At 69.3% G+C, this 21,035-nt stretch carries 18 protein-coding genes and 1 riboswitch; of the genes, 8 read left to right on the top strand and 10 right to left on the bottom strand.

Annotation, left to right across the window (positions count from 1 at the left end; genetic code table 11):
- Nucleotides 1-63: 63 nt before the first annotated feature.
- Nucleotides 64-2,610, top strand: coding sequence for an ABC transporter permease (locus HUT19_RS24650; protein ID WP_176182549.1), 2,547 nt, complete (start codon nt 64-66; stop codon nt 2,608-2,610).
- Between the two features lie 62 nt (nt 2,611-2,672).
- Here HUT19_RS24650 and HUT19_RS24645 read toward each other — a convergent pair whose 3' ends face one another.
- The 9 genes from HUT19_RS24645 to HUT19_RS24605 all read right to left on the bottom strand — a co-directional run bounded on the left by HUT19_RS24645 (nt 2,673) and on the right by HUT19_RS24605 (nt 13,243).
- Nucleotides 2,673-3,986 carry a cyclopropane-fatty-acyl-phospholipid synthase family protein gene (locus HUT19_RS24645; protein WP_176182548.1) on the bottom strand — a complete coding sequence of 438 codons (1,314 nt, stop codon included), beginning with the start codon at nt 3,984-3,986 and terminating at the stop codon, nt 2,673-2,675.
- A gap of 206 nt (nt 3,987-4,192) precedes the next feature.
- Complete coding sequence (locus HUT19_RS24640) at nt 4,193-5,569, bottom strand: NAD(P)/FAD-dependent oxidoreductase (protein ID WP_176182547.1); 1,377 nt, start codon at nt 5,567-5,569, stop codon at nt 4,193-4,195.
- A 394-nt stretch (nt 5,570-5,963) separates the two neighbouring features.
- Nucleotides 5,964-6,926 carry a Ppx/GppA phosphatase family protein gene (locus HUT19_RS24635; protein WP_176182546.1) on the bottom strand — a complete coding sequence of 321 codons (963 nt, stop codon included), beginning with the start codon at nt 6,924-6,926 and terminating at the stop codon, nt 5,964-5,966.
- Nucleotides 6,923-7,492 carry a DUF501 domain-containing protein gene (locus HUT19_RS24630; RefSeq protein WP_176182545.1) on the bottom strand — a complete coding sequence of 190 codons (570 nt, stop codon included), beginning with the start codon at nt 7,490-7,492 and terminating at the stop codon, nt 6,923-6,925. Before HUT19_RS24630 ends, HUT19_RS24635 begins: the two co-directional genes overlap by 4 nt.
- Nucleotides 7,493-7,557: 65 nt before the next feature.
- Nucleotides 7,558-8,040 (bottom strand): septum formation initiator family protein, encoded by a 483-nt coding sequence (locus HUT19_RS24625; RefSeq protein WP_176182544.1) that lies wholly within the window; start codon nt 8,038-8,040, stop codon nt 7,558-7,560.
- A 142-nt stretch (nt 8,041-8,182) separates the two neighbouring features.
- Nucleotides 8,183-9,463 (bottom strand): phosphopyruvate hydratase, encoded by a 1,281-nt coding sequence (gene eno, locus HUT19_RS24620; RefSeq protein WP_176182543.1) that lies wholly within the window; start codon nt 9,461-9,463, stop codon nt 8,183-8,185.
- A 242-nt stretch (nt 9,464-9,705) separates the two neighbouring features.
- Nucleotides 9,706-10,383, bottom strand: a complete 678-nt coding sequence (locus HUT19_RS24615; RefSeq protein WP_176182542.1) for a transglycosylase family protein — start codon at nt 10,381-10,383, stop codon at nt 9,706-9,708.
- Nucleotides 10,384-10,390: 7 nt separating this feature from the next.
- Nucleotides 10,391-10,570: riboswitch (cyclic di-AMP (ydaO/yuaA leader) on the bottom strand.
- Between the two features lie 253 nt (nt 10,571-10,823).
- Nucleotides 10,824-11,798: a transglycosylase family protein gene (locus HUT19_RS44045; protein ID WP_176182541.1), complete on the bottom strand. Its 975-nt coding sequence runs from the start codon at nt 11,796-11,798 to the stop codon at nt 10,824-10,826.
- 146 nt (nt 11,799-11,944) lie between these two features.
- Entirely contained in the window at nt 11,945-13,243 is a 1,299-nt protein-coding gene (locus HUT19_RS24605; protein WP_176182540.1) for a cytochrome P450, read from the bottom strand.
- A gap of 655 nt (nt 13,244-13,898) precedes the next feature.
- Between HUT19_RS24605 and HUT19_RS24600 the strand changes: the two genes are divergently transcribed.
- From HUT19_RS24600 to HUT19_RS43170, 7 genes are all read left to right on the top strand, one after another.
- On the top strand, nt 13,899-15,008 hold the full coding sequence (locus tag HUT19_RS24600) for a sensor histidine kinase (protein ID WP_176182539.1): 1,110 nt from the start codon (nt 13,899-13,901) through the stop codon (nt 15,006-15,008).
- Nucleotides 15,005-15,406, top strand: coding sequence for a roadblock/LC7 domain-containing protein (locus HUT19_RS24595; protein WP_176182538.1), 402 nt, complete (start codon nt 15,005-15,007; stop codon nt 15,404-15,406). Before HUT19_RS24600 ends, HUT19_RS24595 begins: the two co-directional genes overlap by 4 nt.
- Nucleotides 15,403-15,774: a DUF742 domain-containing protein gene (locus HUT19_RS24590; protein ID WP_176182537.1), complete on the top strand. Its 372-nt coding sequence runs from the start codon at nt 15,403-15,405 to the stop codon at nt 15,772-15,774. Before HUT19_RS24595 ends, HUT19_RS24590 begins: the two co-directional genes overlap by 4 nt.
- Nucleotides 15,749-16,339: an ATP/GTP-binding protein gene (locus tag HUT19_RS24585; protein ID WP_176182536.1), complete on the top strand. Its 591-nt coding sequence runs from the start codon at nt 15,749-15,751 to the stop codon at nt 16,337-16,339. The genes HUT19_RS24590 and HUT19_RS24585 overlap by 26 nt, the downstream gene beginning before the upstream one ends.
- 8 nt (nt 16,340-16,347) lie before the next feature.
- A complete protein-coding gene (locus HUT19_RS24580) occupies nt 16,348-17,700 on the top strand; it encodes a cytochrome P450 (protein ID WP_176182535.1) in 1,353 nt (450 codons plus the stop codon).
- A 289-nt stretch (nt 17,701-17,989) separates the two neighbouring features.
- Entirely contained in the window at nt 17,990-19,147 is a 1,158-nt protein-coding gene (locus HUT19_RS43175; protein WP_303332070.1) for a tryptophan dimethylallyltransferase family protein, read from the top strand.
- Nucleotides 19,148-19,195: 48 nt separating this feature from the next.
- A complete protein-coding gene (locus tag HUT19_RS43170) occupies nt 19,196-20,569 on the top strand; it encodes a tryptophanase (protein WP_254885759.1) in 1,374 nt (457 codons plus the stop codon).
- Between the two features lie 82 nt (nt 20,570-20,651).
- On the opposite strand, the gene HUT19_RS24570 is transcribed toward HUT19_RS43170, so the two are convergent.
- Entirely contained in the window at nt 20,652-21,008 is a 357-nt protein-coding gene (locus HUT19_RS24570; protein ID WP_176182534.1) for a DUF6479 family protein, read from the bottom strand.
- Between the last annotated feature and the right edge of the window lie 27 nt (nt 21,009-21,035).

Raw genomic sequence — 21,035 nt, 5'->3', positions numbered from 1 at the left:
GGGCACCCGCCCCCCGGCCGCCGCCCCGTAAGCCTCCCGAACCCCTCTCAGGACTGACACCCCATGTTCCGTACCGCCTTGCGCAATGTGCTCGCGCACAAGGCCCGGCTGCTGATGACAACGCTCGCCGTGCTGCTCGGCGTGGCCTTCGTCTCCGGCACCCTGGTCTTCACCAACACCATCTCCGACGCCTACCAGAAGAGTTCCGAGAAGGGTTTCTCCGGCGTCGACGTGGCCATCACGCCCGACAGCGGCGCCGACGACGACACCGGCAAGCCCGGCGAGGCGCCGCGGCTCGGCCAGCGGGTGCTGGACCGGGCGGCCGAGGTGCCCGGCGCCGCCTCCGCGACCGGCACCGTCTCCGGCTACACCGCCCTGTCCAAGAAGAACGGCGACCTCCTCGGCAGCGGCTTCTCCAACCTCGGCGGCAACTACTACCCGGGCAAGGACGGCAAGGACCCGCGGTACACGATGACCGACGGACGCGCGCCCAAGGCCGCGGGCGAGGTGGCGCTCGACGCCAAGTCCGCCGAGCGCGGCCACTACGCGGTCGGCGACACCATCCGGGTGTCGGTGGACGGCCCGGTCCGCAAGGAGAAGGTCGTCGGCGTCTTCACCACCGACGACGGCAATGTGGCGGCGGGCGGCAGCCTCGCGCTGTTCGACACCCCCACCGCGCAGCGGCTGTTCGCCAAGCCCGGCCAGTTCGACGAGATCGATGTGAAGGCCGCGGCGGGCACCTCGCAGACCGCGCTGAAGTCCGCGCTCGACAAGGTCCTCCCCGAGGAGGCCGAGGCCGAGACCGGGCGGAAGCTGGCCGACGAGCAGGCCGAGAGCATCAAGTCGAGCATGAGCGGGATGCAGACCGGCATGCTGGTCTTCGCCGGTATCGCGCTCTTCGTCGGCATCTTCATCATCGCCAACACCTTCACCATGCTGGTCGCCCAGCGCACCCGGGAACTCGCCCTGATGCGCGCGGTCGGCGCGACCCGCCGTCAGGTCACCCGCTCGGTGCTGATCGAGGCCACCGTCGTGGGCGCGGTCGCCGCCGTCACCGGTCTCGTGGCCGGTGTGGGCATCGGCGCCGGGCTGCGCTCGCTGCTCAACTCCACCGGAGCCACCGTCCCGGACGGCCCGATCATCGTGGACGCCACCACCGTGCTGGTCTCGCTGGCCGTCGGCATCGTGGTGACCGTGCTGGCCGCCTGGCTGCCCGGCCGCCGCGCCGCGAAGATCCCGCCGGTCGCCGCGATGAACAGCGTGCACGCCCCGCCGACCACCCGCGGTCTGGTGGTCCGCAACACCATCGGCGCGATCCTGGCCGCGGCCGGTATCGCACTGGTGCTGGCCGGTGCCGGTATGGGCACCGACGGCAAGAGCTACATGGGCCTGGGCGCCGCTGTGCTGGTGATCGGGGTGTTCGTCCTCACCCCGCTGCTGTCCCGGCCGCTGATCGCCGCCGCCGCGCCGGTGCTGCGGGTGTTCGGCATGCCCGGCAAGCTGGCCCGGCAGAACGCGGTGCGCAACCCGCGCCGTACCGCCGCCACCGCCTCGGCCCTGATGGTCGGCCTCACCCTGATCACCGGTATGACGGTGATCGCGGGCAGCGTCCAGAAGGGCATCGACAAGATGGCCACCGACGCGCTGAAGTCCGACTACGTCGTCAGCATGGGCGGCTTCGACGGCCAGCGTCCGCTGTCGCCGGACGTGGCCCGCACCATCGGCGAGCTGCCCGAGGTCACCGCGTACAGCCCGCTGCGCCAGTCCGCCTCCCGGATCGACGGCGACATCGAGTACCTGACCGGGGTCAACGGGAAGTCCATCACCGACCTGGTGGGCCTGGACTTCTCCGCGGGCTCCTTCTCCGGGCTCTCCGGAACCAAGGCGGTCGTCGACGACAAGACGGCCGAGGACCGCGGCTGGAAGCTGGGCTCGAAGATCCCGGTGACCTACGAGGACGGCCGCCGTGGCACGCTGACCGTCCACGGCGTCTACACGGGCAACGAGATGATCCACGGCATCATGCTGGACTCCGCGACACTCACCCCGCACATGACCACCGTCACCGACATGCAGGTGATGGTGAAGACCAAGGGCGGCGCCTCGGAGGAGACCAAGGACGCCCTGAAGAAGGCGCTCGGTGAGAACCCGGCCATCCAGGTGCAGAACAAGAAGGACATCTCCGACGGGATCGCCCAGTTCTTCACCCTGATGCTGAACATGCTCTACGGACTGCTGGCCATGGCCGTGCTCGTCGCCGTGCTGGGTGTCATCAACACCCTGGCGATGTCGGTCTTCGAGCGGTCCCAGGAGATCGGGATGCTGCGGGCGATCGGCCTGGACCGGCGCGGCATCAAGCGGATGGTCCGGCTGGAGTCGCTGGTCATCTCGCTCTTCGGCGGAGTGCTCGGCCTCGGCCTCGGAGTGTTCTTCGGCTGGGCGGCCGGGGAGATGATCTCCAACGGGATGCCGACGTACGAGCTGGTGCTGCCCTGGGGCCGGATGGCGGTCTTCCTGGCGCTGGCCGCCTTCGTGGGCGTGCTGGCGGCGCTGTGGCCCGCCCGCCGGGCGGCGAAGCTCAACATGCTGGCGGCCATCAAGGCCGAGTAGCGCGGCGCAGAAGCCGACGTCCCCGTCCGCCCCTCACCGGGGCGGGCGGGGACGTCCCGTTTTCACTCCCGCCAGTCGCGGGCGCGCAGCGGCAGCCCGGACGCCCCGTCGTCGGGGGTGCGCACGGCCAGGACCTGGTTGACGCCGATCCGGTTGCGCTCGAAGGAGAGGGCGCACGCGGCCATGTAGAGCCGCCAGACCCGGGCCCGGCCCGGGGAGATGAGCCGTACCGCCTCCGTCCAGTGCCGCTCCAGGTTGGCCACCCAGGCGCGCAGGGTGAGCGCGTAGTGCTCGCGGATGGCCTCCACGTCGCGCACCTCGAAGCCCGCCTCCTCCAGCTGGCTGACGGTCCGGCCGAGCGGGGCCAGCTCGCCGTCGGGGAAGACGTAGCGGTCGATGAACTCGTCCACCCGGTACGCCTCTTCGTCCGGCTCCGGGCGCCGGGCGATCTGGTGGTTGAGCAGCCGCCCGCCGGGCTTCAGCAGCCGGTGCAGGATGGCGGTGTACTCGCCGTAGCGCACGGCGCCGACGTGCTCGGCCATGCCGATGGAGGAGATCGCGTCGAAGGGCCCGTCGGTGACCTTGCGGTAGTCCTGGACGCGGATCTCGATCCGGTCGGTGAGCCCGGCGTCCGCGATGCGCTTGCGGGCGTACGCCGCCTGCTCCTCGGAGAGGGTGATGCCGACGGCGCTCACCCCGTACTCGCGCACCGCGTGCAGCACCATCGAGCCCCAGCCGCAGCCCACGTCCAGCAGCCGCTGCCCGGGCCGGAGGGCCAGCTTGCGGCAGATGAGGTCCAGTTTGGCGTGCTGGGCGTCCTCGAGCGTGCCGCCGGATCTGTCCCAGTAGGCGCACGAGTAGACCATCGAGGGGCCGAGCACCCGCTCGTAGAAGTCGTTGCCGACGTCGTAGTGGTGGCTGATGGCCGCCTTGTCGCGGCGCAGGGTGTGCAGCGGTCCGCGGCCGGGGACGCGGGCCTCCTCACGGGGCGGGGGCGGCGGCAGCCCCGGTCCGGCGAGCGCGATCAGACCGCGTGCGGCGGAGCGCAGGGCGGGGTCGCGCAGCGCCTGGAGGGCGGCGGCGGTCCGGGACTGCCGGGAGCCGGGGCCGCGCTCCCACAGCAGCCCGGCCAGCGCTTCCAGGGCCTGGTACAGATCGCCCTCGATATCGAGGTCACCGGCCACCCAGGCACGGGCCAGGCCCAGTTCGCCGGGCTTCCACAGCAGCCGGCGCAGCGCCCGGCGGCGCCGTACGACGAGGGTGGGGGTGCCGGGCGGTCCGGCCTCGCTGTGGTCCCAGGCGCGGATCCGGAGCGGGAGCGGGGCTCCCTGCGCCTTCTCGGCCAGGGCGGCCAGTCGCCCAGCTGCTTCGGTCATGTCGCACACCTCCGTGATGGCGAGTCAGCGAAGATTCACTCACCACGTAAACACCATGGAACCATCCGTACAGTCCCGGCGACACGTCTGGAATCGGCAAAAGTCATCCCGCGATGGCGGACGACGGGGTGTGCGCATGACGAAGGGCGTCCGCCCCACGGATGGCGGACGCCCTTGGCGTCAGTTGTGCGTACCGGACCCTGGGGTCAGGACGCCTTGGCCTTCTCGGCCGGGGCCGGTCGTGCGGCCGCCGCCGCGGAGACCGGAGCGGCCGCCTCGTAGAACTCCTCGCGGGGGTTCTCGATGGCGCCCAGCGAGACGACCTCGCGCTTGAGGAACATCCCGAGCGTCCAGTCGGCGAGCACACGGATCTTGCGGTTGAAGGTCGGCATCGCCATGCCGTGGTAACCACGGTGCATGTACCAGGCGAGACGGCCCTTCAGCTTGATCTTCATCTTGCCGAAGACGATCATCGCGACGCCCTTGTGAAGGCCGAGGCCCGCCACGGCGCCCTTGTTGGCGTGCTTGTACTCCCCCTGCGGGAAGCCGCGCATACCCGAGATCACGTTGTCGCCGAGGACCTTGGACTGGCGCAGCGCGTGCTGGGCGTTGGGCGGGCACCAGGCGCCCTCACCGGCGGCGAGGTCCGGCACCTGGGCGTTGTCACCGGCGGCCCAGATGTAGTCGGTGCCCTTGACCTGGAGGGTCGGCTCGGTGTCCACGTGGCCGCGGGGGCCGAGCGGGAGACCGAAGCGGGCGAGGGCCGGGTTCGGCTTGACGCCGGCGGTCCACACGATGGTGTTGGAGTCGACCTCGAGGCCGTTCTTGAGCACGACGTGGCCGTCGACGCAGGAGTTCATCGAGGTGTTGAGGTAGACCTCGATACCGCGCTTCTGGAGGTGCTCCAGACCCCACTGGCCGAGCTTCGGGCCGACCTCGGGGAGGATCTTGTCGGCGGCGTCGACGAGCACGAAGCGCATGTCCTCGCGCGTGACGTTGGGGTAGTACCTGGCCGCGTCGCGGGCCATGTCCTCGACCTCGCCGATGGTCTCCGCACCCGCGAAGCCGCCGCCGACGAAGACGAAGGTGAGCGCCTTGCGGCGGATCTCCTCGTCGGTCGTGGAGTCCGCCTTGTCCAGCTGCTCGAGGACGTGGTTGCGCAGCCCGATGGCCTCCTCTATCCCCTTCATACCGATGCCGTTCTCGGCGAGACCGGGGATCGGGAAGGTACGGGAGACCGCGCCGAGGGCGACGACCAGGTAGTCGAAGGGCAGCTCGTACGCCTCGCCGACGAGCGGCTGGACGACGGCGACCTTGCGGTCCTGGTCGATGGTCGACACCCGGCCGGTGAGGACCTCCGCCTTGGGGAGCACGCGCCGCAGCGGAACCACGACGTGGCGCGGGGAGATGCTGCCGGCCGCAGCTTCGGGGAGGAAGGGCTGGTACGTCATGTACGAGCGGGGGTCGACGACCGTGACGGTCGCCTCGCCGTATCGCATCTTCTTGAGGATGCGGCGTGCCGCGTACAGGCCTACGTACCCACCGCCTACAACGAGGATCCTGGGACGCTCCGTGGTGCTCATGTTTCGAGTATCCAGCACCCCCCAGGGGGGAGCTCGTGAGCCCCTTCACAAGCATTCCGGGGGTGTCTGCTACACTCCGCGGCCCCCGTGACGGACGCCATAGTCCGGGCGGCGAACCGCCCGTCGTTTCAGGCCGCTCACACCCCGCTGAACAGGGCTTGTGAGTGAACGCGGGAGTAGACCAGAGTCGCGGGACGGGGGCGGGCACTACGACCCGAACCCGCCATGATGCGGTCAGCGGCCGGGCGCGGCCGCCGAAACCGCCCCGGACCGCCGCCGTAGGCGGCGACCAGGGCCCTTTTTCATGTGAAGGATTTCACGAACTTTCTTCCGGACGGCTCGCGGAGGCCTCCCGGACGGGCCTCCGCGCCCGCTCATACGTTGTTCCCGCCGCTCAAGCGATGCTCCAGGCAATGCCGTCGAGGATGTCGTGTTCACTCACCACAACCTCCTGGGCGCCGGTCCGTTCCGTGATCGAAAGCAGCACGAGCGCCCCCGCGGCGATCACGTCGACCCGCCCCGGATGCATCACCGGAATCGCCGCCCGCTCGGCGTGGGTGGAGGCCAGCAGCTTCGTGGTGATCTCCCGGACCCGGTCGACCGGGATCCGCGCGTGGTGGATCGCGGTGGAGTCGTACGCCGGCAGGTCCAGCGCGATCCCGGCGACGGTGGTGACCGATCCGGCGAGACCCACCAGCGTATGGCCGTCCGCGCCCGGCCGGCAGACACCGCTGAGCGGCACGGTCCGCTCGGCCTCGTCCAGCGCCCGGGCGAGGTCGGCCCGTATGGCGCTGATCTGATCCGGTGTCGGCGGGTCGCCGATGGTGCCGCCGGAGACCAGATGGCGCTCGGTCATCCGGACACAGCCGATGTCGACGCTGCGGGCCGCGCGGACCGCGGTGTCCCCGGAGACGAACTCCGTGGAGCCGCCGCCGATGTCCACCACCAGATACGGACCGCTCAGCCGCTCGTGTCCGGACAGCTCCTTGGTGGCGCCGGTGAAGGAGAACTCCGCCTCCTGGTCGCCGGTGATCACCTCGGGCTCGACACCCAGGACGGCCACGACGCCGTCCACGAACTCCTGGCGGTTCTCGGCGTCGCGGGAGGCGGAGGTGGCGACGAAGCGCACCCGCTCGGCGCGCAGTTCGCGGATCACCTCGGCGTACTCCCGGCAGGCCGCGAAGGTGCGCTCCAGCGCCTCGGGGGCCAGCCGGCCGGTGCGGTCCACGCCCTGGCCCAGCCGGACGATCGTCATCCGGCGGTCCAGCTCGGTCAGCTCACCGGTGGCCGGGTCGGCGTCGGCCACCAGCAGCCGGATGGAGTTGGTGCCGCAGTCCACGGCCGCGACGCGGGTCATACGCCGTCCTCCCGCTCACCGGACGCGCCGGACTCGCCCGGCTGCTCCGATCCGCAGGGCGCGACGCACGGGCCCTTGCGCCACCACTCGGGCAGCATCCCGATGGCCTCGTCGCCGAGCGGATTGACCCCGGGACCGACCGCGAGCGCATGGCCGACCAGGACGTGCAGACACTTCACCCGGTCCGGCATCCCGCCCGCGCTGGGGAAGCCCTCCAGCACCTCGACGGCGTCCCGCCGGGCGATGTAGTCCTCGTGGGCGGCACGGTAGGCGGCGGCCAGCTCCGGATCGGCGGCCAGCCGGGCCGTCATCTCCTTCATCACGCCCTCGGCCTCCAGCGTGCCGGTCGCGGAGGCGGCGCGCGGGCAGGTCAGGTAATAGAGGGTCGGGAACGGCGTACCGTCCTCGAGCCGCGGCGCGGTCTCGACGACATCGGGGTTGCCGCAGGGGCAGCGGTGGGCGATCGCGCGCAGCCCGCGCGGCACCCGGCCCAGCTGGCTCTTGACGGCGGCGATGTCCGCGTCGGTGGGCGCGGTGGGCTCCGTCTGCGGAGGGGGCGTATCCATGAGTGGGAGTGTTCTCTATCGATCGGTTCGGACCAGGTGCGACCGGAGCGCGGACGGTGCCGACATCAGCGGTCCGCGTGGGCCGCCTTCGGCGCGTCCGCCGTGTCCACGGCGTCCCAGAGGTTGATGTACCAGGGGCGTCCGGCCACGCCCCGGTCGGTGGTGGGCTCGCTGTAGCCGCTGCCGTCCACCACGCTGAAGCCGGTCTCCCCCGGCATCAGGAAGTGCAGCCGCTCCCGGGCCTGCTGCTCGGTGTAGGCGGGATCCTGGAGCCGGGCCTTCTTCTCGCGCAGCTTCTTCACGTCCTCGCGCGCCTGCTGGGCCTCGCGCCGCTGGTCGGCGATCTGCGAACGCTGGGAGATGTACTGCCGCATCGGATACGCCAGCGCCACCACCAGCGAGCAGACGACCAGCGCGAGCAGGGCGGCACGGCCGGTGAGCCGGCCGCGGCGGCGGCGGGCGCGCACACGGTAGACCCGGGCGGCGGCGTGCTCGCCGAGCGCCTTGAGTCTGCTCGCGGTGGAGAACCGGTCCCGATCCGCCGGCACATCGCCTCCCCGGTGATGGCTTCGCTTGAGTGACGCCGTCCCCGGCCACGGTACGGGACCGCGGCCGGGGACGTGTGTCAGACGTGTCTGCTACTCAGGTCGAGCGCGTCGGTGCGTCCTCGGGCGGACGCACGGCGGCGGTTCAGCCCTTGAAGCGCGGGAAGGCGGAGCGGCCCGCGTACACCGCGGCGTCGTCCAGGATCTCCTCGATGCGCAGCAGCTGGTTGTACTTGGCGACGCGCTCGGAGCGGGCCGGGGCACCGGTCTTGATCTGACCGCAGTTGGTGGCGACGGCCAGGTCGGCGATGGTGACGTCCTCGGTCTCGCCGGAGCGGTGGGACATCATGCACTTGAAGCCGTTGCGCTGGGCCAGCTCGACGGCGTCGAGGGTCTCGGTCAGCGAGCCGATCTGGTTGACCTTGACCAGCAGCGCGTTGGCGGTGTCGTTCTCGATGCCGCGGGCGAGACGCTCGGGGTTGGTGACGAACAGGTCGTCGCCGACCAGCTGGACCTTGTCACCGAGCTGGTCGGTGATGGTCTTCCAGCCGTCCCAGTCCTCCTCGTTCAGCGGGTCCTCGATGGAGACCAGCGGGTACGCGGCGACCAGGTCGGCGTAGTAGGAGGTCATCTCGGCCGCGGTGCGGGCCTTGCCCTCGAACTCGTAGGACCCGTCCTTGTAGAACTCGGACGCGGCCACGTCCAGGGCGAGCGCGATGTCCTGGCCCGGCTGGTAGCCGGCCTTCTTGATGGCCTCGACGATCAGGTCCAGGGCCTCGCGGTTGGAGTCGAGGTTCGGCGCGAAGCCGCCCTCGTCGCCGAGCCCGGTGGACAGGCCCCGCTCCTTCAGCACGGACTTCAGGGTGTGGTAGACCTCGGTGCCCCAGCGCAGGGCCTCGGAGAAGGACTCCGCGCCCACCGGAGCGATCATGAACTCCTGGATGTCCACGTTGGAGTCGGCGTGCGAGCCGCCGTTGAGGATGTTCATCATCGGGACCGGCAGCAGATGGGCGTTGGGGCCGCCCAGGTACCGGAAGAGGGGGAGGTCGGACGCCTCGGAGGCGGCGTGCGCGACGGCGAGGGAGACGCCGAGGATGGCGTTGGCGCCGAGCGAGGACTTGTCCGGGGTGGCGTCCAGGTCGAACATCGCCTGGTCGATCAGCCGCTGCTCGGTGGCGTCGTAGCCGACCAGCTCGGGGCCGATCTGCTCGATCACGGCGAGGACGGCCTTCTCCACGCCCTTGCCGTTGTAGCGGTTCTTGTCGCCGTCACGGAGCTCGAGGGCCTCGAAGGCGCCGGTGGAGGCGCCGGACGGAACGGCGGCACGGCCGGTGCTGCCGTCGTCGAGGCCGACCTCGACCTCGACCGTGGGGTTGCCTCGCGAGTCGAGGATCTCGCGAGCTACGACGACGTCGATGGACGGCACGAGGTTCTCCTTCGTATGTGTCTGCGGTAGCAGCACGAGCCTAACCGGACCGGAGGGCTGCACCCGCCGTTCGCCCGCCCCGCGAGACAGTACGTGGCATAAAAAGCCAGATTTGGGTGCCCATATCTACATTTTCCGCGAACCAACGGGCCCCGGCCGGGACACGCCGCGGGGGCGGCGCGCCCGGCCGGGGCTCGCGGTCGGGAGGTGACCCGGATCCGGCCGGTTCAGCCGGACCGCGCTCAGCTCAGGTGGAGCTGCTGGCCCGGGTAGATCAGGTCGGCCTGCTCGACGATGTCCTTGTTCAGCTCGAAGAGCTTCTTCCAGCCGCCCTCGACCTTCTCGGCCTTGGCGATCCCGCCCAGCGTGTCACCGGCCTTGACCTTGTACTCGCCGTCGCCCTTCTTCACCGGGCCACGGGCCTCGTGGCGCGCGGCGCGGTCGGGCTCGGAGCGGGTCTCGGCCTTCGGCTGCGCGGGCTTGGCCGCGGGCGCCGGGGCCTGGGACTCCTGCTGGCCGGAGTCGGACGGGGTGGAGCTGGAGGGGGTGCCACCGGTGGTCAGGCCCGTGCCGCAGACCGGCCAGGCACCCTTGCCCTGGCTGGCGAGAACCTTCTCGGCGACCTGTATCTGCTGGCCCTTGCTGGCCTTGTCGGCCGTGGGGGCGAACGAGGTGCCGCCGTAGGCGGCCCAGGTGGAGCTCGAGAACTGCAGTCCGCCGTAGTAGCCGTTACCGGTGTTGATGGACCAGTTGCCGCCGGACTCGCACTGCGCGACCTTGTCCCACTGGGCGGTGGTGGCGGCGGAGGCGGAGGTGGCCCCGATGAGCGGGGCGGCCACGGCGGCGCCCGCGAGACCGGCGAACGCGGCGATACGGGTGGCCTTGGACGGGCGGCGGTGCTTGCCGTTGGACTTGAGCATCGTTGGTTCGTTTCCTCACCGACGCCTACGAGGTGAGCTGTCGGGTTCGGACGTGAGTTGCCCGGCCGGTCATGAACGATCGGCGATCGATCACACCCGGCTTCACCCCAAGCCGACGAGCCCGCATCCACAGGCCATTCGGCACCTACCTTGGGTCCCCCGCTCCTGCCTTCGGCGCTGACGCGTCGGTTCCCCCCGACCGCCGGCAGGATTCGGCGTGCGATCGACGGTGCCCGCGGTGGCGAGCGGGAAGACCGTAAACACACCCCCCGAGAAGGTTCAAACGCCCCATTCGCAGCGAGAGGTGCTGTATTTGATCTCACCCGGCCCACATCTACGCAGGTAGGGCCGGGTGAGGAGAGATCGGGCAGGGGGTGCGCACCGGAAAATGTGACGAGATGTATGTCTCACCGGAGCCAGATCGGGCAATTCACCCCGGACTACCGTCCCTTGGCGCCGAGGTCCAGACGCTGACCAGGGAGGATCAAATCCGGATTGTCCCCGATGAGGCTTTCGTTGCTTTCGTAGAGGCCGTGCCAGCCGCTCGTGAGGTCCTGGCTGTCGGCGATGCCTGAAAGGCTGTCACCGGGCTGCACCGTGTAGCCGTCCTCCGAGGGCTTCTCGGCGCGGTCCGCGCCGTCCCGCGAGGCATGCCGTCCGGAGGGCCGCCGGGGCTCCTCGTCGCCCTTCGCCTCGGCCGGGTGCTCGGCACCGCGGTGCCGTCCGGTGGGCGCGTCGGCGCTCTCGTCCGGGGCGTCCGGGGACGCCGGGGCGTCGTCGGACTTCGTGGTCGAGGGGGAGGGCGACGGGGAGTCCTCGCCCTCTCCGCCGGGGGAGGCGGACGGGGAAGGCGTTCCGCTCTCCTCGTCGTCGCCGGGCGTCCGGCGCTCGTTTGACGCGTCCGACGAGCCGGAGGAGTCCGATGCGCCGTCGCGCTCCTCGGCCGAGGAGCCGTCGTGCTCACGATCCTCCCCGTCGTCCCCGCGCTGACCCGTGGGCGGCGCCAGGGTGAAACCGGGGTCCACCTCGGGGGCGTCACCGCCGTCGGTGAGTCCCGCGTTCACCGCGCAGCTGGGCCAGGCGTCCGGGCCACGGTCGTCAAGGATCGACTGGGCCACGGATATCTGCTGGGAGCGGCTGGCCAGATCGGGACGCGGCGCGTAGGCGGTGCCCCCGTACTCCTTCCACATGCCCAGGGTGAGCTGGAGGCCGCCGTAGAAGCCGTTGCCCTCGTTGGCGCTCCACATCCCACCGCTCTCGCACTCGGCGACCTTGTCCCAGTGGGCGGTGGAGGCGGCCTGGGCGCCGCTGGCGCCGAAGAGCGGGATGGCGAGCCCGGCACCTGTGATGCCCGCCGCGACGACGATGGCCGGAGCCTGACGGGGGCGGCGGTGTCGACCGTTCCCGGAACGCATGTGGTGGCCTCTCGTGTGGGCGTCGAGTTGTCGGTTGAACATAGCGACGGCACTCGATCATCACAAGCCGGTGTATCCCAGGTCACGCCCCGGTCACATCGCTGAACATTCGTCACCTATGTCGCCCGCCACGGGGCTTCGGCGATTCAGCGGCCGGGGGAATTCCAGGTCACGGGGAGGGTGCGCAGCCCGCGCATGATCAGCCCGCCGCGCCAGCGCAGATCGTCCGAATCCACCGCAAGCCGGAGATCGGGCAGCCGCCGCAGCAGGGTACCGATGGCGGTCTGCGCCTCCAGCCGGGCGAGCGGGGCGCCCAGACAGTAGTGGATGCCGTGTCCGTAGCCCAGGTGCTGGTTGTCGGTACGGCGGAGGTCGAGCACATCGGGGTCGGGGAACCGCTCGGGGTCGCGATCGGCGGCGGCGAGCACCACCAGCACCGGTTCGCCCTCGGCGATCCGCTGCCCGCCGATGGTCAGCGGCTCGGTGGCGAACCGCCAGGTGGCGATCTCCACCGGGCCGTCGTAGCGCAGCAGTTCCTCGATACCCGCGGCGAGGAACCGCTCGTCCCCTTCTTCCAGGGCCCGCTGGAGCCGGGCGCGCTGAACCGGATGGCGCAGCAGTGCGTACATCCCGTTGCCGATCAGATTGACCGTGGTCTCGAACCCGGCGAACAAGAGGATGAAGGCCATCGCCGCGGCCTCGTTCTCGGTGAGGTGCTCCCCGTGGTCGCTGGCCCGGATCAGCCCGGAGATGAGGTCCTCGTCCTCCCCTTCCGCGCCGAGCGTCTCCCGTTTGCGGTGGATCAGTTCGGCGAGGTAGGCGCGGATGTGTTTCACGGCGCGGGCCACTCCGCCGCGCGGACCGCCGCCGTGCCGGATCATGGAACCCGCCCAGTCCCGGAAGTCGTCCTGATCTTCGCGGGGCACCCCGAGCAGATCGCAGATCGCGTAGATGGGGAGGGGGAAGGCGAACTCGTGGATCAGATCCGCCTCTCTCCTTTCCCCCTCCCCCAAGGTTTTTTCGGAGTTCTCCTCAAAGGCGTCGATGAGCCCGTCGGTCAGCTCCCGTACCCGCGGGGCGAACGCGGCGACCCGGCGCGGGGTGAATGCCTTTGACACCAGCCGCCGGAGCCGGGTGTGGTCCGGCGGATCGATATTGAGCAGATGTGTCATCAGATCGGCACGTTGCTCACCGGGGATGCCCACCTTGCCGCGGACATGGGCTGACTCGCGGTGGGCTTGCGGGTTCTTCGACAGCCGGGGATCGGCCAATGCCTGCCGGGCGTCGGCGTAGCGGGTCACCAGCCATGCCTCGACACCGCTGGGGAGTGTGGTCCTGCGGACCGGGGCATGATCGCGCAGCCAGGCGTACGCGGGGTAGGGATCGGCGGCGAACTCCCAGGTGAAGAGGGTGGGAGCGGGAATGTCACGGGGCTGCTCGGGCACCCCTCCGACGATACCGGCCGACTGCTCCTGCCTCTCCGATACGCCCCTTACCGGCTATACCGGATGAATGGGCATCAATAGCAATGAATGGAGATAAGCACCGAGAGCAATCCTCGGGATATCTCCACATTCCCTCCACGAGTCACCCGTGGCCGGGGTTGATTGCCCGGATATGAGGCGGCTACGGACGGCGCCTCTCGGATGTTGCACCGAACGGCGTATGACATGGCGTTACACCCGCTGACGTCGGTCAACGCGCGTAAATAGCGGCATGGCTGAAATGCCGTCAGATGGCGAATGGGACTGAGGCACATGCACGGGGCCACCCCTTGCTGGTGATACGATCACCGCGCTTGCCAGGCGAGCCAAGGGCGCGTAAGACACACGGCGATCCGGTAAATCAGCCGGGAAGGTCCCCACTCTGAGGAGCATTATGCCGCCAGTCGGGCATACGGAGCCGTTTAGGCGCACCGACGCCTACGCGCTGCCGTCGGCAACACGGCTGCGATGTCCCCGGACCTTGCGGGCGCCGTACGGGCGCTGAATCACCGCCGCGCGGGCGGCTATTCACTGCCGCCCCACCGCCCATCCGGAACCACCAGACGCGCAACACCTCCTTTCAGTCCCTGGCGGTCTAGTCGTTAAAGAGAGTCTCATGACGCAATACATACAGGATCCAGCATTCTGGGCCCTGATCGCAGGCACGCCTCTCGCTGCAACTGCCATATTCCGCGGGCGAAAGGCGCAAGCGAAACTGCGCTCCGAAAAGGCGGAAGTCGAAAACCGCTGCACGGACCTTGAGAACCATTACTCCTCGGCGGTCCAGGAAGCCCAGGTCCGCGCGGAAGAGGCCACCAAGAGCGCGCTCAAGTCGGCCATGCGAACGCTTCAGGGTCTCGCCAACGAACAGCAGCTGGCGATTTCCAAGCTCCAGGACAGATACGGCGAGCACCATATTCTCCAGGATCTGCTGGAAATCGACCACATGAACTCGCAGTTCGGTCGGCGTGCCCAGTCCATCGCCGTCCTCTGCGACGGCTGGCTCGGCCGTCAGCGGGCCGTCGCCTCAGTGTACGACGTGGTGCGTTCCGCGAAGGGCCGCATCCGTCACTACACGCGTGTGGAAATCCGTTCCCAGAGCAATTTCGCGCTCACCAGCCGGGCCGTCGAGCCGGTCGCGCTGGCCCTCGCCGAGCTGCTGGACAACGCGACCAGTTACTCGGCGCCGGACTCACCGATCGACATCACCATCCGTACCGTTCCCAAGGGCGTCTGCATCATCATCGACGACGCCGGTGTCGGTATGAACGAGGAGGAGAAGAACCGGGCCGATCAGCTGCTGTCGGCCCAGCGTGCGACGGGTGTGACGGGTCTGGGCAATCCGCCGCAGTTCGGCTTCGCGGTCATCGGTGTGCTGGCCGCCCGGTACGGCTTCAACGTCTCCGTCGACTCGGCCTCTCCCTACGGTGGTGTGCGCGCGGTTGTGCTTCTTCCCGAGGACCTGCTGACCAATATGCCCGAGCCGGAAGAACCGCCGGTGTCCCGTACCCCCACCGCCGACGTGCCGGAGGAGCCCGCTTCCACCGCCGGCGGCCTGCCCAAACGTCGCCGAAAGGGATCGATCTCCATCGTGCCGAGAGAGGATTCCGCGACTGCCCCCGCCCGGTCGAGCGAGGAAACCGCCTCGATCATGGGTGCCTTCCAGCGCGGCACACAGTCCGGTCGTTCCGCAAATCCGAACAGGGAAGGGCATGATCCTCAGTGAACAACGACCTGTCCTGGATGCTTGACAGCGCCCTGGAAGTGCCGGGTGCACGTCATGCGCTCCTGGTGTCCGCCGACGGTCTGCTGATGGCCCGTTCGCAGGAGGTCCGGAAGGACGAGGCCGACACCGTGGCCGCCGCCATGAGCGGCATCCAGTCGCTGAGCCGCACCATGGGCGGCTTCTGCGGTGATCCGCAGATGAACTGGCGCCAGACCCTGGTCGAATTCGACGGCGGCTGGGTCTTCCTCATCTCCGCCGGTGAAGGCGCGTATCTGGCGGTCTCCTCCGCTCCCGATGTCGACATGGCCGACATCACCTTCCGCATGCAGCAGCTCGTCGGGCAGCTCGGCAAGGTACTGACCACTCCCCCTCGCGAAAACACGAGTATCCAGGCATGACGGCACCAGAAGAGCAGGAACCCGAGTCGGCCCGGTTAGTGCGGCCGTACGTCATCACCAACGGCCGCGGCCGGCTGGACAACGATCAGTTCAATCTGATCACTCTGGTCACCGCGTCCGACCAGGTCCGTCCGGGGCACCTCGACCCTGAGAAACGCCGCCTGCTGGACTTGTGCGGAGGAGGCTATCTCTCGGTTGCCGAGATAGCCGGACACATGGGACTCCCCATCGGCATCGTCAAGATCCTGCTGTCCGATCTGTCGGCCGACGGCTATCTCCTGACCCGTGCTCCGGCGCCTCCCGCCCAGCTTGTCGATGTTTCGCTCCTTCAGGAGGTACTGGATGGGCTCCAGGCCCGTTTCGGATGATGACGTCTATCTCGCCGACCAGGTGCAGATCGCGGCCAAAATCCTGGTCGTGGGGCATTTCGCGGTCGGCAAGACGACCTTCATCGGCACCATGTCCGAGATTCCTCCGCTGCGCACCGAGGAGCGTATGACGCAGGCAGGTGCCCATGTGGACGACCTGATGGGCACCCGGGGCAAGACGACCACCACCGTGGCCATGGACTTCGGCCGCCTCACGCTCAGCGAGAGGCTGGTCCTGTATCTCTTCGGAACACCGGGGCAGGAGCGCTTCGTCCAGGTATGGGAGGACATGACGCGGGGTGCGCTCGGGGCACTGATCCTGGTCGATCCGGAACGGCTGAAGGAATCCTTCCCCGTGATTGACCTGGTGGAACAGTACGGGCTGCCCTATGCGATTTCCGTCAACCATTTCGACGGCACTCCGGTCCGCCCCGATCACGAACTGCGTGAGGCTCTGGACCTGTTGCCCGAGACCCCGATCGTCACCTGTGACGCACGTGACGAGAAGTCATCGGCCAACGCGCTGATGGCCCTTGTCCGCTATCTACAGGAACGTACCCGCTAGGAGCAAGTATGGACACTCAATCGGACTTCACGACGCCTCCCCCCGGCTGCCCCGCCCACCACACCGGCGAGCGGGTGCCGCTGTACGGGCCGGAGTTCGCGGCCGATCCGGGTGCCTTCTACGCGCATCTGCGGTCCTACGGGCCGATCGCGCCGGTTGAGCTGTCCCCCGGCGTGGACGCCATGCTCGTCACGGACTACGCGGCGGCGCTCCGGCTGCTCCAGAACCCCGACACCTTCCGGAAGGACGCGCGCCGCTGGCGCGAGTTCAACGAGGGCCGGGTCAGCCGGGACAACCCGGTGGTGCCGCTGCTGGAGTACCGGCCGAACTGCATGTTCACCGATGGCGCGGAGCACATGCGGCTGCGCCAGGCGGTGACCGACAGCCTGGCCCGGGTGGATTCCCACCGGCTGAGCCGGCACGTCGACCGCGTCGCCACCTATCTGATCGACCAGTTCATATCCCGCGGCTCGGTCGATCTGCTCAACGACTACGCCAAGCTGCTGCCGCTCTTCGTCTTCAACGAGTTGTTCGGCTGCCCGGCGGAAATCGGCGACCGGGTTATCTTCGGCATTTCCGGAATCTTTGACGGAGTCAATGCCGAAAAGGCGAACGAAGTACTGACGCAGAGCGTTATCGAACTGGTCGCGCTCAAGCGCGCCAAGCCCGGGGAGGACGTCACCTCCTGGCTTATGCAGCACCATGCCCAATTGACCGATGAAGAGCTGGCGCATCAGCTTGTGCTGCTGCTCGGCGCCGGTGCCGAACCGCAGCGGAACCTCATCGCCAACGCACTCCTGCTGTTGCTCGCTGACGAGCGCTACGCGGGCGGCGGCATGCTGGTCGAGGACGCCATGGACGAGGTGCTGTGGAACAGCCCGCCCATCTCCAATTACGCCCCGCACTATCCCGTGTCGGACGTGGAGTTCGCCGGGACCACACTGCGCGCGGGTGACCTCGTGCTGGTGAGCATCGCGGCCGCCAATACCGATCCCAGCCTCTCCGCCTCCCGCCAGGTGCTCAGCAAGCGCGCCCATCTGGCCTGGAGTGCGGGACCGCACGCCTGCCCGGCCAAGGACCCCGCTCAACTCATCGGTCTGGTGGCCATCGAGAAACTCCTCAACCGGCTGCCCGATATCGAGCTGGCGGTGCCCGAGTCGAGCCTGACATGGCGCCCCGGGCCCTTCAACCGCGGGCTGTCCACATTGCCCGCCCGTTTCACCCCTGTAGCGCCCAAAAACCAGCAGCCCATACCTTCTGTGTCTGAAACCTCCACGACGAACGATTCCCACGGCCAACAGCGGAACAAGCCCGAAAAAGGCGGCTTGTGGAGCTCCTTCCTGGCTTGGTGGCGTGTATGACCCACGCCACGTAGCGGCACCGTTTCACGCTGCATGAATGTTCAATCGGTCGGGTATGCCATAGCGCGAAATTCACGTTGGCCTAAATTCCATAAGGAGCTGTCGTGGGGCCTGTGGCCGTCGGCAACACCATCGATCGACGTCGTTCAGCGGTTTCACTCACATCCTGGCCGAGCGCACTCAACAATCGAACTACTATTCCATCCACGGCGCACTCCATACGGGCGGAAGCACCACCCGGTACGAACGTCAGTGCGATAGGGATAGCCGGAGCGCACCCCTTTCCCGCATGGTGAGCGCGGCACATTCCGGATTCCATCCGGACAGCCACGGAGAATCGCGGACGCACACCGGACTGCTCGGCGGCCTCGCTGCCGAGCAACTCCTCCGGCTGTGCGATGCGGTGGAGATGAGCCCCACCGACGCGACGGCCTACGCGCAGGTGCTGACCGACGCTCTCGGGCCGGTGGCCGAACGGCCGTTGGCGCTTCCGCCCGCCCGGAGCTTCCTGTCCGACGACCACACCCCGGTCGAGTTCTCGCTCGCCTTCCTGCCCGGCACGACCCCGGGGCTGAGGGTGCTGCTGGAGCCGGGAAGCGGAAGCGACGACCTGGTGGCCAACGGCCGGATCGGCCTCGGCGCCATCCGGACGATGGCGGACCGCTGGGGGTTCGCCACCGGCCAACTCGACCGCCTCGAGGACCTGTTCTTCCCCGCCTCACCCGAAGGGCCGCTGGCCCTGTGGTGCGCGCTGGAGCTGCGCCCCGGCGGCGTCCCCGGCGTCAAGGTGTACCTCAACCCCGCCGCGAACGGCCGGGACCGGATCGTCGAGACGGTGCGCGAGGCACTGGGCAGGCTCGGCCACCGCCGGGCGCTCGACGCCCTGCCCCCGGCCGACGCCTATCCGTTCCTCGCCCTGGACCTCGGGGACTGGGACGCGCCGCGGGCGAAGATCTACCTCACCCACCACGGGCTGTCCGCCGCCGAGGCCGGTGTCCTCCCCCGGACGACACCCCATCCGGGCCGGGAGCGGGTCGAGGAGTTCTTCCGCACCGCCGGGGGCTTCCCCGCGGACGGCGGGGGGCGGCTGAGCGGACGTCCGGCCCTCTCCTGCCACTCCTTCACGGAGACGGCGACCGGTCTGCCCAGCGGGTACACCCTCCACGTCCCCGTCCGCGACTACGTCCGGCACGACGGACAGGCACGGGAACGGGCGACGGCCGTGCTGCGACGGCACGGCATCGACAGCACCTGGCTGGACCGGGCGCTGGCCGCCATTACCTCGCGCCGGCTGGAGGACGGCGTGGGCCTGATCGCGTATGTGGCGCTGGTCCACGAACGGGGCCGGCCGCCACGGGTGACCGTCTACGTCTCCTCGGAGGCGTACGAGGTCCGCCCGCCCCTCGGGGCGGTTCCCTCCCACGAGCGCGCGGGCGCGGCGCTGTGACACATCACCAGCACACCGAGCAAGAGAAGGACAGGAGCAACGGTCAGCGTGGAACCGTACAGGATCAAGGTCGTCGAACCCATTCCCGTCACCACACGGGAGCAGCGTGAAGCAGCGCTGAAGCGCGTCAACCACAACCTCTTCGACCTGCGCGCCGAAGAGGTCACCATCGATCTGCTCACGGACTCGGGCACCGGTGCGCTGTCCGCCGCGCAGCTCGCCGCGGGCATGGCCGGGGATGAGTCCTACTCGGGCTCCCGGTCGTTCTACCGGTTCCATGAGACGGTCACCGAACTGACCGGCTACGCCCACGTCCTGCCCGCCCATCAGGGCCGGGCAGCCGAGCGCGTGCTCTTCTCGTCGCTGCTGAAGCCGGGCTCCATCGTGCTGGCCAACACGCACTTCGACACCACGCGCGCCAACGTGGAGCTGAACAACTGCGAGGCCCGGGACCTGCCGTGTCCCGAGGCCAAGAACCTGGACAGCACCGAGCCGTTCAAGGGCAATATCGACCTGAACGAGCTCCACCGCCAGCTGACCGGGCCGGACGCCTCCCGGATCGCCGTGGTGGTCATGACCATCACCAACAACGGCGGCGGTGGTCAGCCCGTCTCCATGGACAACCTCAAGCGCACCGCGGCCCTCTGCCGCCAGTACGGCGTACCCCTGTTCCTGGACGCCGCCCGGTTCGCCGAGAACGCCTGGCTGGTGACCCGCCACGAGGAGGGCTACCGCGACCGCACCCCCCGTCAGGTCGCTGAAGAAGCGTTCCGCCTGGCGGACGGCTGCATGATGAGCGCCAAGAAGGACGGCATCGTCCACATCGGCGGCTTCATCGGGATGAACGACCCCGATCTCGCCCAGCGGTGCGAGCTGCTCCTCATCGCCACCGAGGGGTTCGCGACCTACGGCGGGCTGGCCGGGCGCGACCTCGACATGATGGCCCAAGGGCTGTCGGAGGTGACCGAGCCCGCCTATCTGGCGGAGCGCGCGGACATCGCCGCCCACCTCGCCCACCGGGTCCGCTCCGCGGGGGTCGACATCATCGAGCCGCCGGGCCTCCACGCGCTCTATCTCAACGCCGGGCGGCTGCTGCCGCACATACCGCCGCACCACTACCCCGGCCACGCCCTCGCCTGCCGGCTGTACCTGGAGGGCGGCATCCGCTCCGCCGAGCTGGGCTCCCTCTACCTCGGCGAGGAGGACGAGGACGGCAACCCGATCAAGAGCGCGCCGTACGAGCTGGTCAGGCTGGCGCTGCCGCGCCGGGTCTACACCCGCAGCCACTACGACCACGTCGGCGAAACCCTGGCGAAGATCGCCAAGGAGGCAGACACGGTGCACGGCTTCCGGATCACCGACCAGTCGCCGATCCTGCGCCACTTCCGGGCCACCCTCGAACCGGTGCCGGTGGGGCGCTGACCCTCCGTCGCGACACGGCCCCGTCGCGGCACGGCCCGGCCCCGGTGGACTCCGGGTCCGGGCCCGTCCCGTCGGATCCGGTTCAGTCGGACTCGCGGGTGCCGGATCCGCCCAGTTCGTGCGGGCGGCGGCGGGCGCCGTCGCGGGGCAGTGCGTCGGGCTCACGGTGCTCGGTCACATAGCCGACCCCGTCGTCACCGTTCTGGTGTCCCGGGCCGTGGCCCGACTCCCGGGCCGCGCGGTCGGTTTCGCCGGGCTCCTGCCAGGCGCCGGAGCGGGGTTGCGAACGGCGGGACGCCATCGGCTCACGGGCCCGGAGCCGGATACCCCACCAGACGGCCGCGACGCACAGCACGACGATCACCAGGCCGACGACCAGCGGCCCTGTCCCGATGAGCAGGTCACGGTCGGCGGCGAGTTCCACAGCGTAAGCGGACATGGCGCCCGGGTACCCTCCGGCAGCTGT

Origin of the sequence: Streptomyces sp. NA02950, assembly GCF_013364155.1 — a bacterium.
Taxonomy (GTDB): Bacteria; Actinomycetota; Actinomycetes; order Streptomycetales; family Streptomycetaceae; genus Streptomyces.
The sequence above is the reverse complement of the archived record's forward strand: the minus strand, read 5'-3'. Positions and strand labels throughout refer to the sequence as shown.